This is a genomic window from Streptomyces sp. NBC_00390 (genome assembly GCF_036057275.1).
Taxonomy (GTDB): Bacteria; Actinomycetota; Actinomycetes; order Streptomycetales; family Streptomycetaceae; genus Streptomyces.
This window is the reverse complement of the sequence record NZ_CP107945.1, coordinates 7661929-7678575: the sequence shown is the minus strand read 5'-3', so window position 1 is coordinate 7678575 and position 16647 is coordinate 7661929. Positions and strand designations below refer to the sequence as shown.

Below are 16647 nucleotides of genomic sequence, written 5' to 3'. Positions count from 1 at the left end.
GGGCCCAGTGCCTCGTGTCGTGGGACGCGGTCTCAGTAGCGGACATTGCGCAGGTCATGCGTCCACGCTTCGCCCGGGTTCTTGTCCCAGTAGGCGCGCAGGGCCAGCTCCCGCTCACAGAAGCGGCCCTGATGGCACAGGCCACCGTGGGAGAAAGTGACGCTCATGGCAAGCGCCGACCCAGTGGTGACCCAGTGGGGTGTCAGCGCGTGACTCCACAGCTGGTCACCGGGGCGCATGGTGACGGACTGGCGATCGGCCGCATCGTGCTCGGGCGGCTCCTCACCGGTGGTCTCACCGATGACCGCCGCTTCGGCCGACAGGTGCTTGTCAGGGTTGAGGTAGCTGTGGAAGGTCTTGCTGCCGTGGACCTGCCAGACCAAGCCATGCGAGTTGTCGTTGTGGTACGTCGATGAGGCGGCCGCGGACCTCTCGACTCCGCCCGGGCAAGGAACTGCGCGACCCCCGTGCGCGGGCTCGCCAAGGCCCGCATCCGCTCGGCCGCCGGGCACGGGGGCTCGGCACTGGAGCCTCCCGGCGGGGGACGTAGCGCGTCAGTTGATCCTCAAGGTCGGAAGTCGACAGGATCCATCAAGCCGGTGCCCCGGCGTGTCAGTCCTCGTCCCAAGATTCCTCGAGTTCGATGTCCAGAGCTCCGATCCTCATCGGCGGACGGGACGCGGCTGCTCGGACGAGCCAGTCATAGGTGCGGATCTCAATGCGGGTCTCTTCCAAGAGCTCGTTGCGCATCGTCTCGGTTGGCGCAGCGGGGTCGTCCCGCCCAATGATGATGAGTCCGGGAGGATTGAGCCGGATACCTTCGAGCCCTGTACCTCCCCGGTCCTCGGGATCACCGGCTGTGTGGAAGTGCTCTGCGATCCACCGGCGCCAGTCCCGGATCTGCTGAACGGCCTTCCGCAGTGTCGCTGAGGGTTGCCCGTCGTTGAGGACGAGCCGGGCTGTGGGGCTTTCCAGCTCGACGAGCCGCCAGAGCATGCCCATGGACGTGACCCCGCCGATGACGAAGTCCGCCACGAACTTGTCAGCGAACCGCACCTGATGCCTGACGAAGGTGCGGTGATTGCCGCTGACCAGGTGCCCGAGGATCTGCGGGTGTTGCTCCAGGACCACCTGCATCGGCCGTTCGTCGGGAGCCTGGGCGAGAGCATCCTCCAGAGCCCGCAGAGCACCCAGACCGGGCAGGTCTTCCACCCTCCACTTGTTCAGGCGCTCCAGCTCTCCGCGGCCCAGCACATGCACGTTCTTCCGCCGAAGCGCGGTCTGCTGCTTCGACTTGGCGACGGCGTCCGTGTACTCCTGCTCGCCCGCCCGGATGATGCGCTGCACGTGCTGCGGCCACGCCCACTGGCCACCCCCGCCACGGAAGTACAGCCTTCCCGAGGCAGCGATCGAGGAGATCACATCGAAGCGGTCCCCGGGCCCACTGCGGCAGACGGTCACCTCGCCCGGCTCGGGCTTCCAGTGCTCAAGGCTCTCGGCGACACACTGGGCGTGCAGGGCACTGATCCACCCATCGGCGAGCTCACGGTCGACGCCTTCCTCTGGCACGGCAGCGCCGGTCAACTCCGCCAGGTCATTCAGATAGGAGGACTGCCCATAGGTGCACTCGCGTGCCCTGCGTAGCTGCAGCGGTTCCCGTAGATGCATGCGCAGGATGCCCGCTGCCACAGCAGCCGGCGTGTCTACTGCCAGACTCACATCCAGACGGGCAGCGAGCTCCAACTGCGCCGCTGTCGGGGCGGAGCGGTACCGCCTCAGTTCGGCCGCGACCGAGGCCCACCGTGGTGCGGCCACCGTCATCGCTTTCCTACTGTGCGCGCCATCGTCCAGATCACAGTGCTCTTCTTCTCCGGCCAGCAGCTGACTTGTGCCGTGTCCGCTCCGGGTTGTGTGGAAGACACTCTGCGCGAGCGTACCGATACCGCACCCGAGTGCGGCAAGGGTTCGCCAAAGTCGGCATGCGCATCTTTCTCGGTCTAGAGGGTGCGCTGGACTTCACCAACACCGAACCTCTAACCCCCGGCTACCAGACTCCGGCCGCCCTCCGCCGGATCTGCACGAAACGGCTGGAGCCCTGGCTCCGCAACCGCAAGCTCCGCGCCGACCGGCTCGCCGAGACAGCCGTCCAAGCCGCCGGCCGCCAGCACACCAGCCTGCCCGGGGAAGGCTGACCGCCCAGATGGTGCACACACGCTGGCGAAGGAAGTGATGAGCCTCAACCAGCAGGTCGCGGAGGTCGACAAGCTCATCGAGGCCCGGTTTCGCGACCACCGCTCGTTTGACGTGATCACCAGCATGCCGGGCCTTGGCATCATCTTCGGCGCCGAGTTCCTGGCGGCCATCGGGGCGACATGACCGTCTTCGGGACCCCCGACCGCCTCGCCGGCTTCGGCGACGTCGCCCCGGTCCCGCGCGACTCCGGCAAGATCAGCGACAACCTGCGACGCCCTCAGCGATACAACCGCAGACTCCAGCGCGTCTTCTACACCTCCGCGCTGTTCAGCGTCCGAAGGTGCGAGGAATCCCGCCGGTTCTAAGTGCGTTGTGGCAAAGGGAGTCCCTGTTCGATGAGCAGGGGCTTCGTCGTGTGCGGGGCATGATCGCGGAGGGGTAGGGGCAGGCAGCGGACGGCTTGTTGTGGATCGAGGAGGGTGCGATGCCGTCGGTGCTGGGGTTGATGGAACAGCGTGAGGCGCGGGCGAGGCAGGATCTGGAGTCCTGGACGGAGGTCCTGGAGCAGGCTCAGGCGGAGGTGGATGCCGCGCGGGAGCGGGTCGAGCGGGCCCGGGTGGGGCGTGAGGAGCTCGTGTCGGTGCTGGCCGGGGAGGGCGCGGTGAATACGCCGGTTTCCGTGCTGTCCGGTGGTGGGATGGCTGCTGCCGTGGGATCGGGCGGCCCCGGCGCGGGGCATGGCGAGCGGCCGCCGGTGTGGCGGTCGGGCATGGGCGAGGAGGTGCTCAGCGGCCTGTACCGGGAGGTGTTCGCCGCGGTGGTGGCTGCTTCGGGGCCGGTGAACGGGGTGGAGCTGACGCGGGCGGTGGGCCGGGAGGCGGAGATCAAGAACGAGGTGGAGAGGATCCGGCACCGTGCCTACGTGCTGGAGAAGCGGGGCTGGCTGGTGCGGGCGAAGGACGGACGGTTCATGCCCGTGCCCGCAGCAGTCGGGCGGGGCGTTTCTCCGGCCAGCGCGGAGCGTCTGCGGCCAGGCGCCGGGACAGCCTGATCACGGCGGCCCACCACACCATCTGGGCGTGGTGGTCGGGGCGGCGTTCGTGGTCGCGGTTGAGGCGGCGTGAGCGGGCCAGCCAGCTCAGCGTGCGCTCCACGACCCACCTGCGGGCCAGGACGACAAATCCGCGTTGTCCGTCGGAGCGGCGCACGACCTCGGTCCGGACTCCGTGGCGGGCGAACGCCTTCGCCAGCGCCGGACCCTGGTAGGCACTGTCGACCCACACCAGTTTCAGCAGCCGGCCCGGCTGGTCCATGAACGTCTCCAGCAGTGCGGGGGCGGCCTTGGAGTCGTGCACATCGGCCGTGGTCACGGTGACCTCCAGGAGCAGGCCCTCGGTGTCGGTCAGGATGTGACGCTTGCGGCCGTCACGTGACTTGCCGCCGTCGTATCCGCGGCTGTCCTCGCCGACGGTCTCGGAGGCGTCCACCGACTGACTGTCGATGACTCCCGCACTGGGCTCGGCGTTGCGGCCCGAGCGTTCCCTCGCCGAACGTCGCAGGCGTTCGTGCAGTTCACGCACATAGCCGTAGGACCGCCAGCGGCGGAAGAAGTCGTAGACCGCCCGCCAGTACGGGAAGTCGACCGGCATGGCCGTCCACTTCACGCCGTTGTCGACCAGGTAGCGCACCGCGTCGAGTATCTCGCGGTGGCAGTACGCCTCCGGACGCCCGCCCCGCTTCAGCAGCCAGGCCGGAACCGGCATCGCCGAGCCCACTCCGCATCCGTCATGTCACTGGGATAGCAGCCTGCCCGCAGCCCCGGAGCGATCGAACCGAACCGGTGCACGTAGCAGTCACACGCAGGGGTGACCGCGGTGGACGCAGGCACAGTGGTACTGCTCAACTGATCGGGCAACGGGCTTCCTTGGTCGTGCTGGTGTCGTAACCGCGTCACTACCAAGGGGCCCGTTCTTTCATGCCCGCGACCGCACCCGTACCTCTGTCCAGATGATCACCCGCGCCGCACGCCTCGAACGAAATCCGGTTAGCCACAACGCACTAAGACCGCAAACGCACCGAGGGCAAGCGCCACACCCAGGCCGTTCTCGCCCTCGCCCGCCGCCGCGTCAACGTCCTCGGGGCCCTCCTACGCAACGGCTGGCCTATGAGCGCACGCCGTCAGCCGCTCTCGCAGCTTGACAAACGGCATTAGGAGTCGGCGCGACAGGACAACAGGTCCGATCCGTCAAGCAGCCGCGCACGGAATGGGAAGCCTCGCCCTCGGTGATGCAGCGACCCAGATGACTGGGCCTTTATCCTCGCTGGATGCAGCAGCGAGGAATACGGCCTACAGTCCCCTCGGCCACAGGGACGCGACGCCGGATTGGGGAGAAAATTCCGGTTCAGGAAATCATCGACCGCTATGTCATAGCTGGCGAAACCGCCCGGGCGATAGCTGACGATTACGGACTGAATGAGCGATACGTCTTCAGACTCCTTGCGCGCCACGACATACCCCGCCGCGGGACGCGAAAGGTTCTGCCCCTGTCAAACGGGGAGATCGCACGCCGCTACGTTGAGGGGCGGGTGGAGATCCAGGCCATGGCCGCCGAGTTGGGTGTGAGCCGGCACACAATCGCCAAGCGTCTGAACGAGGCCCGCGTGCAGCGTCCCGTGGGCCACCGAGGACGAGACCTCCCGGACGCGGAAATTGCCGCACGGCACGACGCCGGGGAGTCCGCCCGTGCGTTGGCCGCAGAGTTCGGTGTTTCCCATTCGACGATCCTGAAGCGCGTGGCCCGGCACCGGGACGCAGAGCAGCCCCAGCGCACGAACAGTGGTTCACAGTCAAGTCGGTGAGACCGGCGTTCGATCCTCTGGATGGCCTCGCGAGCGGTCACCTGAGGCTGCTCACTGACAACTTTGAGTGATAGATCGAGGTCACCGTTTGGCGCGGTTGCGGATCATGGTTGGGCGTCCGTACACCCGGCGTTTCACCCCGGTCCGAGGGATAGGGTGGAGCCTTCCCACGACTCCTCCGGAGGTGCCGTCCCGGTGACCGACAGCTTTGTTCACCTGCACAATCACACCGAATACTCGATGCTCGACGGTGCGCAGCGGCTGAAGCCGATGTTCACGGAAGTCGAGCGGCAGGGCATGCCCGCGATCGCCATGAGCGATCACGGAAACATGTTCGGCGCGTACGAGTTTCAGCAGGTGGCCAAGAGCTTCGAGGGCGTCAAGCCGATCATCGGTATCGAGGCCTACGTCGCACCGTCCTCGCGACGCAACCGTAAGCAGGAGTTCTGGGGGCCCGGCGGCGTCCGCGCCATGTCGGACGATGGCGAAGGATCGAAGGACGTCTCCGGTGGAGGCCGCTTCACCCACATGACGATGTGGGCACAGAACGTAGAGGGCCTGAAGAACCTGTTCTTCCTCTCGACCGAAGCGTCGTACACGGGCCAGTTCCCAGCGGGCAAGCCGCGTATGGACATGGAGCTGATCTCCGAGCACGCCAGCGGGATCATTGCGACGACCGGCTGCCCTTCGGGGGCGATCCAGACCCGGCTGCGCCTCAACCAGTACGACGAGGCTCGGGCAGTCGCGGGGGCCTACCAAGACATCTTCGGGAAGGAAAACTACTTCCTCGAACTGATGGACCACGGCCTGGACCTGGAGCGCAACGTCCGCGGGGACCTGCTGCGCCTGGCGAAGGATCTCGACATCCCGCTGCTGGCCACAAACGACGCGCACTACGTCCTCGAGGAGCACGCGGACGCGCACGACAACCTGCTGTGCATCGGCGTGGGCAAGAACAAGGACGACCCAAACCGCTTCCGGTTCAACGGCTCCGGCTACTACCTCAAGACCGCAGCCCAGATGCGGGAACTGTTCTCCGAGCTCCCCGACGCGTGCGACAACACCCTGCTGATCGCCGAGCGCATCGAGTCGTACGACAACGTCTTCGAGAACGTAGACGAGATGCCGAACTTCCCTGATGTGCCCGAGGGCGAGACTCAGGAGTCGTGGCTGCGCAAGGAGGTCCTCAAGGGCCTCGCCATGCGCTACGGAGACCCAATCCCGACCGAGGTCCTGGAACGGTTCGAGACCGAGATGTCGGTCATCGGCCCGATGAACTTCTCCAGCTACTTCCTCGTCGTCGCAGACATCTGCAAGTATGCCCGCGACAACAAGATCCCTGTCGGCCCCGGCCGTGGATCAGCAACCGGATCGATCGTCGCGTACGCGACCCGCATCACCGAACTGTGCCCGCTGGAGCACGGTCTGCTCTTCGAGCGGTTCCTGAACCCCGAGCGCATCAACCCGCCGGATGTGGACCTGGACTTCGACGACCGTCAGCGCGACACCATGGTGCGCTACGTCGTCGAAAAGTATGGCGACGAGTACACCGCCATGGTGAACACCTTCGGCAAGCTGAAGGCCAAGAATGCGATCAAGGACACATCGCGGCTCCTGGGCTACCCGTTCTCGCACGGCGAGCGGATCACTAAGGCGCTGCCCGCCGATGTGATGGGCAAGAGCATCCCGATCAGCGGGATCTTCGACGAAAGCCACCCCCGCTACGGTGAGGCCGGCGAAATCCGGGCGCTGTACGAGAACGAGCCGGACGTCAAGAAGGTCGTCGACGGCGCCAAGGGCGTCGAGGGCCTGATCCGCAACACCGGCGTACACGCGGCCGCGGTCATCCTGTCGAAGACGAAGCTCACGGACCGCATCCCGCTCCACATGCGCGCCAAAGACGGCGTAAAGATCACCGGCTTCGACTACCCCAGCTGCGAGGACATGGGGTTGGTCAAGATGGACTTCCTGGGTCTACGAAACCTGGGAGTCATCGACCAGGCCATCCAGAACATCCGCGAGAACCGCGGGATCAACATCACGACCGATCCAGTCCCGCAGGACGGGTCCCAGCCGATCCCGCTGGACGACGCCACCACCTACCAGTTGCTGGCCAGGGGCGACACCTTCGGCGTGTTCCAGCTCGACGGCGGCGGCATGCGCACCCTGCTGAAGCTGATGGAGCCCTCCAGGTTCGAAGACATCGCGGCCGCGCTCGCCCTCTACCGACCCGGTCCCATGGCGGCGAACGCGCACACCAACTATGCGCACCGCAAGACCGGACGCCAGGAGATCGAACCGATCCACCCGGAGCTGAAGGACGCCCTCGAAGGCATCCTCGGCAACACGTTCCACCTGCTCATCTACCAAGAGCAGATCATGGCCATCGCCCGTGAGCTGGCCGGATACACCCTCGGCGGCGCCGACCTGCTTCGCCGCGCCATGGGTAAGAAGAAGCCCGAGGTGCTGGCCGCCGAGTGGGACAAGTTCCACGCCGGAATGAGGGGCAACAGCTACTCAGAGGAAGCCATCAAGGCTCTCTGGGACGTCATGCTCCCGTTCTCGGGCTACGCATTCAACAAGTCGCACACCGCCGGCTACGGGTTGGTCTCCTACTGGACCGCGTACCTCAAGGCGAACTATCCCGCCGAGTACATGGCCGCGCTACTCACCTCCGTGGGTGACGACAAGGACAAGGCCGCCATCTACCTGGCCGACGCCCGCAAACTGGGTGTCCAGGTACTCGCCCCGGACATCAACGAGTCCGTTGCCGACTTCACCGCCATCGGCGACGACGTCCGGTTCGGCCTTCGCTCGGTGCGCAATGTCGGTGAAGGCGTCATCGAGTCGCTGGTCGCCTCCCGCAAGTCCAAGGGCAAGTACACGTCCTTTGCCGACTTCCTCGACAAGGCTGACATCGGGGCGCTGAACAAGAGGGCCGTGGAGTCCTTGATCAAGGCAGGCGCTTTCGACTCGCTCGGACACACCCGCAAGGGCTTGTCCGCCGCGCATGAGGACGCGATCGACGCGATCATCCCGGTGAAGAAGGCCGCCTCCTTCGGGCAGGACGACCTCTTCGCGGGGCTCGGCGGGGGCAGCGACGAGGAACCCGCATTCGGGCTGGACTTCCCCATCGGTGAAGACGAGTGGCCACGCAAGCAACTCCTCGCCACCGAGCGTGAGATGCTCGGCCTGTACGTATCCGCCCACCCGCTGGACGGAACGGAGCACATCCTCTCCCGGCAACGAGACACCACGATCAGTGAACTCCTCGGCTCGGGCAGGACCGAGGGCACTGTGCAGCTCGCCGGTCTCATCACCAACGTCGACCGCCGCATGACGAAGCAGGGCAACCCCTGGGCGATCGTCAATCTCGCGGACCGTGACGGCGAGATGGAGGTCCTGTTCTTCCCCGCTGTCTACAGCCTGGTCCAACACGCCCTGATCCCGGACTCTGTGGTCTCCGTGCAAGGCAGGCTCAATGACCGTGACGGGGCAGTGAGTGTCTTCGGACAGGAGATTCAGACGCTGGACGTGTCCTCGGCAGAGAGCGGCGGGCGGCCCCCGGTCATGCTCGCGTTCCCCTCATACAGGGTCAACGAACCTGCGGTGGCTGAGCTGAAGCGCATCCTCAGTGCCCACAAGGGCGAGAGCCCCGTACGCATGCGCGTCCTGACGCCGCAGAAGACAGTGATCTATGAACTGGGGTTCCTGGTCGACCCCACCTCAGTCGCCTCCGACATCAAGGGAACCTTCGGACCGGACGTCTGGATGGGCGTCGCGTGAGCGATGAGCAAGAGGAGATCGTTCTCCAACTCGACGATCCACCCAACTGCACACGGTGTGATGGCCCTTGCCTGCTCTTGGCGACCTTCAGCCACTCGTGGACGAACGCACGCGGCGAGGACGTCTCCGGCCTCCGCGAAGCGGTGCTCTGCCCGGAGTGCGACCGCGGTGAACAGGCTGCAGACGAGCTGCTGGCCCTCTTCGCAGTAGACGACCAGGTCAGCCCGTCCAATGTCGAAGTGTTCGCCGAACTCGTCGCGGCCTGGGTGGAGTCCGTACGCCACCGCCACGTCGACATCGCACTGCTGGACGACGAACACGAACGCTGGCGGCGCGGACAGCTGTGACAGCCAATGGGGCCGGCCCGGGCTGTGGTCCGGGCCGGCCCCATTGGCGTGCGCGCAGGCTACTTCTCCTCGGAACTCTCGTCCGGGAGATCGTCCGGCACCCTGATGTCGCCGTTGTCGTCCTCGGCGGTGCCGCCGCCGTACTTGAGAACGGCGAGCTGCTCCACGAAGCGGTTGTCCTGACCGGTTCACCTCCTCTCTCTCACTGGAGCGGTGCGCGCAGGGGATCTAACGCGCATGACAGGGGGCTACTTGCCGGCGTAGTTGCTGTCGGAGCAGCCAGAGTGGCACTGCGAGCAGTCGGCGGCGTGGCCCCACAGTTCGTGGTCGGGCTCGTAGCCGATGCTGCGCATGGCCTCGACGGCGCGGAGCCGGGTGTCGCGCTTCGGCTCGTACGTCATGCCCGGCTCGTCAGCCGGGGAGTGGTGGATGAACCGGCCAGCTACACGCTGGCAGAACTCGGCGTAGGGCTCGGTGTAGAGGATGAAGGTGTGCCATCCGATGTCCACCTGCTCGCTCGGGCCAAGCGGGGCACCAGGGTTAGCGCCGCAGGCGGCGAGGAATGCGAGTGCGTCGGTCACGATCCTCTCGGCGAGGGGCCGCTCGATCCCCTCGTCCTTGACGATCCGGTTCACGAGCCGGCCGAACAGCTCTTCCGATACGAGGCTGCGGGCATTGGCCCGTACAGGTACCGCAGTGCTCATGGCGGTGTCTCCTTCTGTCGGTGACAGTGGCGGTTCGCTAGTTGGGCGCCTCTGCGAGCCGCGGCCCGCAGAGGAGTAGGTGGGTCGGCGCCTTCGTGAGCGACCTCTACACGACCGTCTGGCTGGCACTCATGGCGTCGAGCGCCTGCACCAGGGCGGGGATGTGCGATGCGGGGAAGTGGAGCAGAGCATCATGGTCGAGCGCGGCAGCGCCGTTCTGGCGGACCAGGGGAACGGTCATGCGCCAGCTCCGTTCCATCCACCTCCGCTGAACATGGGGCGCGAGCGAGGGGACGCACGCGAGCATGTCGAACAGTCGTAGAGCGTCCGCGAGGGGCAGCTTCAGCAGAGCCCATCCGCTGTAGTAGGCGATGAAGTCCTCGCCGCGGTAGCCCGCCGTGATGCCCTTCGCGTCGCGTACGGCGCGCGTTGCTTCTCCGACGTCCTCGCAGCACGCGGTGGTCTGGAACCGCATCTGCCAGAGGAGTTCGACGATGGGGACCATCTCGATGTCAATCTCTACCTGGTCGCCGGCGGGCGTGGTGAGGAGCTTGTACGGGTGGATGAGCGGGTCGTCGGCCATCGGGTGGACCCTTCACGAGACGGACTGGGAGGAGGGGGCTCGGGGGCCTCGTCGGGATGACAGGCCCCCGAGCCCGGTGGAGCGCAGCCCGTTAGAACGGGTTGTCGTTGCCGCAGCCGAGCATGACGTCGGTGCTGGAAATCGCGTCCAGGTCCTCGACGACCTCGATCGCGTCGTCCTCGGCCTTCGTGGTGATCTCAACGGTGGGGCTCATGGCGTACTCACCTCCTTCCTCTTCTCGGTGTGCTGGCAGTAGGACCCCAGGGGAGCCTTCGCCTGGCGGTAACGCTCGGCGAGGGGCATGCAGGTGCTGCACTCTTTGCTGAGCGTGCAGCCGGTGCACCCCCCTTGCCGCAGCAGAGCCTGGTCGGCGATTCCCCCGAGCTTGGAGAGCCCGGCAAGTCCCTCTTCCAGGAGAGGGATCTGCTTGCTCCGGGCGACCTTGCAGATGCTGGCCATGCCGAGCGGGTCCACGTGCAGGCTCGTGTTGCCGGCGTCGCAGCCGGTGAAGACACCGCGCTTGCTGCGACGGGTCAGGGCCTGGGCGGACAGCGTCTCGCCGGTCCCGAAGTAGGTGGGGGTCATGTTGTTGTACTCGCGGGTTCGTACGCCGTAGGACTCGGCGAGCGCGTACATGGCGTCGATCTCGTGCTCGTTGTCGCGCGTGACGATAAGGCTGAGTTCGATGGGCAACTGCGCGGCGTGCGCGGCGTCCAGGCCGCGGCGGAACGACTTCCACGCGCCGCGGCGCTGGGTGAGCCTGTCGTAGCTTTCCTCCGTGGCGCCATACAGGCTGAGCGTCAGCCGGTACGGACGGCGCTCGGTGAGGAGACTCAGGATCAGCGGGTTGTGCAACCGGGAGCCGTTGGTGAGGACCTCGATCATCATGCCGAGCTCGTACGCGCGGGAGTACGCGGCGGCGAAGCCCTTGTCGATGGTCGGCTCGCCGCCGGTGATCTGGAGCCAGACAACACCCGCGTCTCGGAGGACATGGAGGATCTTGTCGCGGTCCTCCCAGGGGAGACCAGCGTCTTCCTTCACGCCGAGGTAGCAGTGGGGGCACTCCCAGTTGCACGCCATGTTGAGCTCGTACGAGGCCCGCCCGTAGTCGAACGAGGAGGGCGTACGGACGAGCAGCGCCTCCGCGGCCGACCGATCGGTGAGGTCGAGCCCCCACTGCTTGAGCACGGGACGGCACAGCCAGTCGGGGACCACCGCTGCGTCCGCGACGGCCTGCTGGAGTCCGAGGTGGCAATGCTCCGGAATCTTCAGCCCTCTGGGATCGCCTGGACGTAAGACGTAGTGGGCGTTGAGAAAAGGGGCTGCGATCAGTTCGTGCATCGGTCCTCCAGCGGTCAGCAGGCGCGAGAGCGCAGTGGTCTGCGGGTCGGAAGTGCACGGCCAGATGACTTCAGGCCGGTGTGGCGGGCGCGGCAGCGCATTCGGCTGGTGGATCCGCCATCTCGTGCTCTTTGGCCTCCGGTTGGAACGCCCCGGAGATGAGGTGGTCCAACCCGGGTCGGCGCCGGGCCGCTGCCCTCAGCAGGAAGAGGCGGTTTCCGTGCGGATCGAGGGTCGCCCGCAGACGGTTCCAGGTGTACTGGCCGCCGACCCTGATGTTCATGAGATGGTCGGCGAGCGCACCAGGAGGAACGGCACAGCCCACCCACCTGCGGCCGATGGTCGCCGCGCAGTGGGCAAGCCAAAGCGTCAGCAGCTTGCTGGACCGGTCATGGCGACGTGCCGGGTCGGACCAAGCCGCCTCGACGTATAGGACCGACGTTACTTCGCCCCAGGCACGGTTCGCGGGCTGGAGGCTCAGCGCCATCGCCGCGACGATCTCGCCGCTGTCGGTCAAGGCCATGGGGAAGCGGCCGGTGTTGTCCTTCCCGAGCCAGCCGAGGAGGTACTCCGCGCTGCAGGGTGCTCGCAGGTCCCGCTCGCGCAACCAGGTCCCGCGGGCTTGGGTCAGACGCAGCAGCGGGTGCCAGTCGTCTTCGGTCAGCGGGCGGATCTCGTACACGGTGGCTCCTCGGTTGGCCCTCCACCCGGCCACTGTCGGCTCCTCGGGGAAGCCTTCAGGAGCCGTGTCGGCCGGGCGGAGGGCAGTTGTGGGTCTTCTCTGTTCCCCGAGTGGTGCGGGCCGCCGCGGCGGCCGGGTCTGCTCAGGGAACGGATGTGGGAGCCGTGCCTTCCGCGGGCATTGGAGGACGGGACCCGCGGAAGGCACGGAGATTGCGGATCGGCTACGACGGCAGCCATAGGCGTCCCCGGCCGAGCACCCGAAGAGAGCCCAGGGCTCTGCTCACTTCCATTCGGCAGCCGTGATGACCGAGGCGATGAGCAGTAGAAAGACCGCCAGGCGCAGCACGTTCAGGCCGGTCATAACCCACCCTGTCTATGGTGGAAGCCAGCGGCGTAGCGCGCAGTGTGTTCAGCGGCCTTGGCCAGCAGCCGGAGATTCGCCGCAGGATCCACGACGGCATCGCTCGCCACGGACTTCGCGTGCCGGATCGTGTTCAAGGCGATGTCGCGGGCCCGCGAGTCGTCGAGACTCTCAGCGAAGCCCTGCGCTGGTGTGGCGAAGGCAGTGATGTAGGACCGAAGCCGAGTGCGGAGCGCGTCGGCGGCCGGCCCGGTTGCTCGTCCCTGAGACAGTTCCAGCGCGAGGGCTACGTCCTCGACGACGTCGATCGAACTGGGGACGACTGAGGCTTCTGCGTGTGGATCCGTCATCGTGGCCTCGGGCAGGTAGACAGGTGTGTGAGCGGCGGTCCGCCGAGCCCCATGGGCGGAGACAGGGCTGGGGTCTTCCCCGGCGTGACGCGCAGCTCGGGGGATGCTGGGCAAGGCCCGCCGGGGAGGACACCGATGCGCAGGTCGGAGTGGTCTTGGATTCTGGGCGCACAGGTCAACCACCAGCAGACACGGGGGCATGGAGGGGAGCGCCGACCGCTGCGTCCCGGAGCGCGGCGAGGTGCCCCTGATCGATGAGGCGGCGCAGTTGCTGGGGTGGTACCAAGCGGTCACTGCGACACTCGCGCAGCCAATGAGGGCCCGGCGGATTCCTGAGGTTGAGTCGCGGTAGCTGAAGCGCCCACGGTGCACCGAACGCGACGCTGCACGGGTCGAGTGGCCACGCGGTGCTGGTGCTGGGCGGTACGAGCCAGAGCAGATACGACTGTTCGGGGTCCTCGATGACCGGTCCGCAGATGCCGAGCCGCACCTGGTCCATGTGGGCGACGGCGGCATGACCGGCGGGCCCGCCGGCGGTGACGATGACATCGAATAATCCGCCACCTAGTGGCACGGATACGTACTCGTCCTGCGTGTCGATACTGAGAAGTGCGCGAATGCGATGAGTCAGATCTTGCATGTCGCTACCCAGCGTTGAGGGCTCGGCAGTTCTCGGCACGACTCACTCCTGACGTCGAAATGTGATCAGGTCGGCACGCTCGGCAATTGCAGGCGATCAGAGTCCACCCGCGGCGGGTCGCTTCACCAGAGCCTCGCGGGTCGCTTCTGGCCCGCTTCCGAGCGACGGAAGAGCCCTCCGGGTAGCGTGCAAGTAGCTTCTGTGCAGGGGAAGTTGCATCGTCGGCAGTGCGCGGTATCCCCTCGAACGGCAGGGATTCGCCGGAGGTTCTGACCGGGATCGACGCTCGAGGACTGGGAGCCATGGTGGGCAACCCGAGGACGCTGCTGAAGGCCCTGATCGACCGGCGAAGATTGACGTGGGCGTCGTTCGAGGCAGAGTTCTTCAGGACGGCCGGGCAGTCGCTCGGTCCCGAAGCGCGCAACCTCACGCTTGGGGAGTCGCAGTACCGCCGCTGGACGAGTGGGCAGATCAAGACCCTGCCCAGTGCTGAGGCGTGCCGCGTGCTCGAGGCCATGTTCCACATCTCGGCCGAGCGTCTCTTCGCGCGTCCAGAAGAGTCGGCGGATCCCGATGTACCCGTGCTCGACCTGGAAGCCGAGATCGCAATGACCGCACATGAAGCACATGAAGACGCCGGCGGCGCCGCTGCCGCCTCGCTGTCCGACCTGACCGTGGACCAGCTCCGTGACGACATGTACGCGCTGGCCCGCGCGTACAGCCGAAGAGCCCCCCAGATCGTGTGGCAGGAGGCCAAGCTGCTACGCGAAAAGGCAGAAGCTGGCCGCGACCGCACCGCCGTGCCCGCCCAGCAACAGGCGCTGCTGATCCTCGCCGGGCAAGCATCGGCCCTCCTGTCGCAGGCGGCCTTTGACCTCGGCGTTCTCGACGGTGCGAAGCGCCTGGCTCGCACCGCGGCGCTGTACGGCGAGACGGCACGCTTCGAGCCGCTGCAGGCCTTCGCCGCCGGGAGCCTGGCCTACATCGCCTACTACTCCGGCGAGCAGTCCCAAGCAGTCAGGCTCGCCCGGCAGGCGCTCGCGTACGGCGGCCTGGGCGATGTCGCGATTCGCCGGCTGCGTGCCATCGAGGCCCGTGCCTACGGGCATCTTGGCAACATCGCCGCCGTTCATCGTGCGATGACCGCGGCCGAGGACATCGACACCGGCGCGACAGACGACCTTCATGACGCCGTCGGCGGTGAGTTCGCGTTCAGCCACGAGCGTCTGGCTATGTCGAACGCTTCCACATCACTGCTCATCGGTGATGGCCTCGAGGCGGAGGTATTGGCCCGCCGCGCGCTGGACCTCGCTACGAGCCGGCCAGCGCCGCAGCGATCAACCACCGTACTCGGGAAGGCAGCAGCCGACCTCGCGATGGCCCGGCTGCTCTCAAATGACCTCGACGGAGTGGCCGACGCGCTGCAGACCGTATTCTCCGTGTCGGGCGACCACCGAGTGACCGGACTCGTTTCCCGTGCGGCGGCTCTGCGCAAGCATCTCGCCCGGCCGCAGCTGCACGGCAGTGCCCTGGCGGCGGAGCTCGGTGAGCGCCTCGAGGAGTTCACCCGCGGGGCGCAACAGAGCCAGCTCGGGGCTCCGTACGGGCCCCTCGCGCTCGAGGCCTGATCAGAGCGAAGCGAGGATCTTCGCTTCCTTCTCCGGGGCGATCCCGTGCTCTGCCCACCGCGGGTGGTCCACGGGACGCCCGTCGTTCTCCAGCCAGGCCCATGTGTCACGAATCGTCTCAAGTAGCGGCCGGCAGCGCAGACCGGCGGCCACAGCGCGAGTAGCGTCCACGGACCAGACGCCAGGGTGCGTGCGCCAGAGCGGCAGCTCAGTCCACTGCTTCACTCCGTGCTCCACCAGTACCCCGGGTTCGGACCATACGGGCCGCCCTGCCCCGCCCGTCACCTCCAGACAGCCCGTGACGAAGTCCTCGAAGGTGATGCCCTCCGGGTGCGCGACGTTGAAGCTCCCGCCTTCTTCACCGGCCGCCTGGTCGAGCGCGAACTGCGCAACATCACGTACATCCACGGGTTGGATACGCCGACCGCCTGGCGAAGGCGCCAGGAAACGACCACCCTTGGCCGCTCGGTGCAGCCACCATGGAAGGCGTCCCACGTACTCCCCCGGTCCCAGGATCACGCCAGGCCGGAGAAACACGGCACGGTCTGCCAAAGCCTCGGCCACGGCCCGCTCGCCGCCCGCCTTCTGGAAGCCGTACTGCGTCGGGCTCCCGTCCGCTCCCGTGTAGCCGTAGCTCTCGTCCGCATCCGCAGGGCACTCCAGCAGCTCGGAATCGTCTGTCAGGTGCTGGTGAGGCCAGCCCGCATACACCGACACGGTAGAGATGTGCACCCAACGGGCCACACGGTCGCGAAGCGCCGACGAGGTCAGGAGCACATCCCTGGGGGCCAGGTCGGAACTCGATGTGTCGATCACTGCGTCCCACGTGCCGTACTCGGCCAGCCGCTGTACATCATCGACGACCATCCGGTCCCCACGGACAGGGTCAACTCCGGCCACATCCGTACCGGAGCGGCCGCGGGTGAAGGTTGTCACCTCCCATCCACGAGCGAGTGCGCTCTCCGCGATGTGCCTGCCTAGGAACCACGTGCCACCCATCACGAGAAGTCTCATGGTGCCCGATCCTGCCACGCTCGCTCTCCCGCGAAAGGGGGACCGAACACCGTTCACGCCGACCGGTACTGATGCCAGCATGGGGGCTGATCGTGATCGAGTTGACCGCTCGAGGAGGTGTGGAAAACTTGGAAGTCACGAGCTACGAGCACTGAGT

16 protein-coding genes and 2 pseudogenes are annotated in these 16647 nt (G+C 66.7%); 7 read left to right on the top strand and 11 right to left on the bottom strand.

What is annotated here, in order from left to right; translation table 11 throughout:
* Positions 1 to 32: 32 nt before the first annotated feature.
* Both OHS70_RS34130 and OHS70_RS34125 read right to left on the bottom strand, forming a co-directional pair.
* The gene (locus tag OHS70_RS34130) at positions 33 to 383 is read right to left on the bottom strand and encodes a hypothetical protein (protein ID WP_328403982.1); all 351 of its coding nucleotides are present in this window, start codon (positions 381 to 383) and stop codon (positions 33 to 35) included.
* A gap of 229 nt (positions 384 to 612) precedes the next feature.
* Positions 613 to 1815, bottom strand: coding sequence for a Shedu anti-phage system protein SduA domain-containing protein (locus OHS70_RS34125; RefSeq protein ID WP_328403980.1), 1203 nt, complete (start codon positions 1813 to 1815; stop codon positions 613 to 615).
* 170 nt (positions 1816 to 1985) lie between these two features.
* Between OHS70_RS34125 and OHS70_RS39185 the strand changes: the two are divergent.
* Both OHS70_RS39185 and OHS70_RS34105 read left to right on the top strand, forming a co-directional pair.
* A pseudogene (locus OHS70_RS39185) lies at positions 1986 to 2555 on the top strand (transposase); the annotation flags it as partial.
* A 122-nt stretch (positions 2556 to 2677) separates the two neighbouring features.
* The gene (locus tag OHS70_RS34105; RefSeq protein WP_328392304.1) at positions 2678 to 3244 is read left to right on the top strand and encodes a hypothetical protein; all 567 of its coding nucleotides are present in this window, start codon (positions 2678 to 2680) and stop codon (positions 3242 to 3244) included.
* Here the strand turns inward: OHS70_RS34105 and OHS70_RS34100 are convergent.
* The gene (locus OHS70_RS34100; protein ID WP_328403971.1) at positions 3162 to 3956 is read right to left on the bottom strand and encodes an IS5 family transposase; all 795 of its coding nucleotides are present in this window, start codon (positions 3954 to 3956) and stop codon (positions 3162 to 3164) included. The genes OHS70_RS34105 and OHS70_RS34100 overlap by 83 nt on opposite strands.
* Positions 3957 to 4255: 299 nt before the next feature.
* On the opposite strand from OHS70_RS34100, the pseudogene OHS70_RS39180 reads away from it, so the two are divergent.
* The 4 genes and pseudogenes from OHS70_RS39180 to OHS70_RS34085 form a co-directional block, all read left to right on the top strand.
* Positions 4256 to 4392, top strand: a pseudogene (locus OHS70_RS39180) (IS110 family transposase); the annotation flags it as partial.
* Between the two features lie 126 nt (positions 4393 to 4518).
* Positions 4519 to 5052 (top strand): helix-turn-helix domain-containing protein, encoded by a 534-nt coding sequence (locus tag OHS70_RS34095; RefSeq protein WP_328403969.1) that lies wholly within the window; start codon positions 4519 to 4521, stop codon positions 5050 to 5052.
* Between the two features lie 195 nt (positions 5053 to 5247).
* A complete protein-coding gene (dnaE, locus tag OHS70_RS34090; RefSeq protein ID WP_328403967.1) occupies positions 5248 to 8838 on the top strand; it encodes a DNA polymerase III subunit alpha in 3591 nt (1196 codons plus the stop codon).
* The gene (locus tag OHS70_RS34085; protein WP_328403965.1) at positions 8835 to 9185 is read left to right on the top strand and encodes a DUF6300 family protein; all 351 of its coding nucleotides are present in this window, start codon (positions 8835 to 8837) and stop codon (positions 9183 to 9185) included. Before dnaE ends, OHS70_RS34085 begins: the two co-directional genes overlap by 4 nt.
* A gap of 248 nt (positions 9186 to 9433) precedes the next feature.
* On the opposite strand, the gene OHS70_RS34080 is transcribed toward OHS70_RS34085, so the two are convergent.
* The 7 genes from OHS70_RS34080 to OHS70_RS34050 all read right to left on the bottom strand — a co-directional run bounded on the left by OHS70_RS34080 (position 9434) and on the right by OHS70_RS34050 (position 13848).
* A complete protein-coding gene (locus tag OHS70_RS34080; protein WP_328403963.1) occupies positions 9434 to 9889 on the bottom strand; it encodes a glycine-rich domain-containing protein in 456 nt (151 codons plus the stop codon).
* A 106-nt stretch (positions 9890 to 9995) separates the two neighbouring features.
* Positions 9996 to 10472: a hypothetical protein gene (locus OHS70_RS34075; protein WP_328403961.1), complete on the bottom strand. Its 477-nt coding sequence runs from the start codon at positions 10470 to 10472 to the stop codon at positions 9996 to 9998.
* A 91-nt stretch (positions 10473 to 10563) separates the two neighbouring features.
* Positions 10564 to 10686 carry a hypothetical protein gene (locus OHS70_RS34070; RefSeq protein ID WP_328403959.1) on the bottom strand — a complete coding sequence of 41 codons (123 nt, stop codon included), beginning with the start codon at positions 10684 to 10686 and terminating at the stop codon, positions 10564 to 10566.
* A complete protein-coding gene (locus OHS70_RS34065; RefSeq protein ID WP_328403957.1) occupies positions 10683 to 11813 on the bottom strand; it encodes a radical SAM protein in 1131 nt (376 codons plus the stop codon). The genes OHS70_RS34070 and OHS70_RS34065 overlap by 4 nt, the downstream gene beginning before the upstream one ends.
* 70 nt (positions 11814 to 11883) lie before the next feature.
* A complete protein-coding gene (locus tag OHS70_RS34060) occupies positions 11884 to 12495 on the bottom strand; it encodes a hypothetical protein (RefSeq protein WP_328403955.1) in 612 nt (203 codons plus the stop codon).
* Positions 12496 to 12854: 359 nt separating this feature from the next.
* Positions 12855 to 13208, bottom strand: a complete 354-nt coding sequence (locus OHS70_RS34055) for a hypothetical protein (RefSeq protein WP_328403953.1) — start codon at positions 13206 to 13208, stop codon at positions 12855 to 12857.
* 175 nt (positions 13209 to 13383) lie between these two features.
* The gene (locus tag OHS70_RS34050) at positions 13384 to 13848 is read right to left on the bottom strand and encodes a hypothetical protein (RefSeq protein ID WP_328403951.1); all 465 of its coding nucleotides are present in this window, start codon (positions 13846 to 13848) and stop codon (positions 13384 to 13386) included.
* Positions 13849 to 14150: 302 nt separating this feature from the next.
* On the opposite strand from OHS70_RS34050, the gene OHS70_RS34045 reads away from it, so the two are divergent.
* On the top strand, positions 14151 to 15476 hold the full coding sequence (locus tag OHS70_RS34045) for a DNA-binding protein (RefSeq protein WP_328403949.1): 1326 nt from the start codon (positions 14151 to 14153) through the stop codon (positions 15474 to 15476).
* Here OHS70_RS34045 and OHS70_RS34040 read toward each other — a convergent pair whose 3' ends face one another.
* Positions 15477 to 16490 (bottom strand): NAD-dependent epimerase/dehydratase family protein, encoded by a 1014-nt coding sequence (locus OHS70_RS34040; protein WP_328403947.1) that lies wholly within the window; start codon positions 16488 to 16490, stop codon positions 15477 to 15479.
* Positions 16491 to 16647 lie beyond the last annotated feature (157 nt).

Excerpts from the sequence above, each read along its gene's own strand:
- OHS70_RS34105 (WP_328392304.1), top strand. The coding sequence starts at position 2,678 with ATGCCGTCGGTGCTGGGGTTGATGGAACAGCGTGAGGCGCGGGCGAGG.
- OHS70_RS34100 (WP_328403971.1), bottom strand. The coding sequence starts at position 3,956 with ATGCCGGTTCCGGCCTGGCTGCTGAAGCGGGGCGGGCGTCCGGAGGCG.
- OHS70_RS34095 (WP_328403969.1), top strand. The coding sequence starts at position 4,519 with ATGCAGCAGCGAGGAATACGGCCTACAGTCCCCTCGGCCACAGGGACG.
- OHS70_RS34080 (WP_328403963.1), bottom strand. The coding sequence starts at position 9,889 with ATGAGCACTGCGGTACCTGTACGGGCCAATGCCCGCAGCCTCGTATCG.
- OHS70_RS34075 (WP_328403961.1), bottom strand. The coding sequence starts at position 10,472 with ATGGCCGACGACCCGCTCATCCACCCGTACAAGCTCCTCACCACGCCC.
- OHS70_RS34070 (WP_328403959.1), bottom strand. The coding sequence starts at position 10,686 with ATGAGCCCCACCGTTGAGATCACCACGAAGGCCGAGGACGACGCGATC.
- OHS70_RS34065 (WP_328403957.1), bottom strand. The coding sequence starts at position 11,813 with ATGCACGAACTGATCGCAGCCCCTTTTCTCAACGCCCACTACGTCTTA.
- OHS70_RS34055 (WP_328403953.1), bottom strand. The coding sequence starts at position 13,208 with ATGACGGATCCACACGCAGAAGCCTCAGTCGTCCCCAGTTCGATCGAC.
- OHS70_RS34050 (WP_328403951.1), bottom strand. The coding sequence starts at position 13,848 with ATGCAAGATCTGACTCATCGCATTCGCGCACTTCTCAGTATCGACACG.
- OHS70_RS34045 (WP_328403949.1), top strand. The coding sequence starts at position 14,151 with ATGGTGGGCAACCCGAGGACGCTGCTGAAGGCCCTGATCGACCGGCGA.
- OHS70_RS34040 (WP_328403947.1), bottom strand. The coding sequence starts at position 16,490 with ATGAGACTTCTCGTGATGGGTGGCACGTGGTTCCTAGGCAGGCACATC.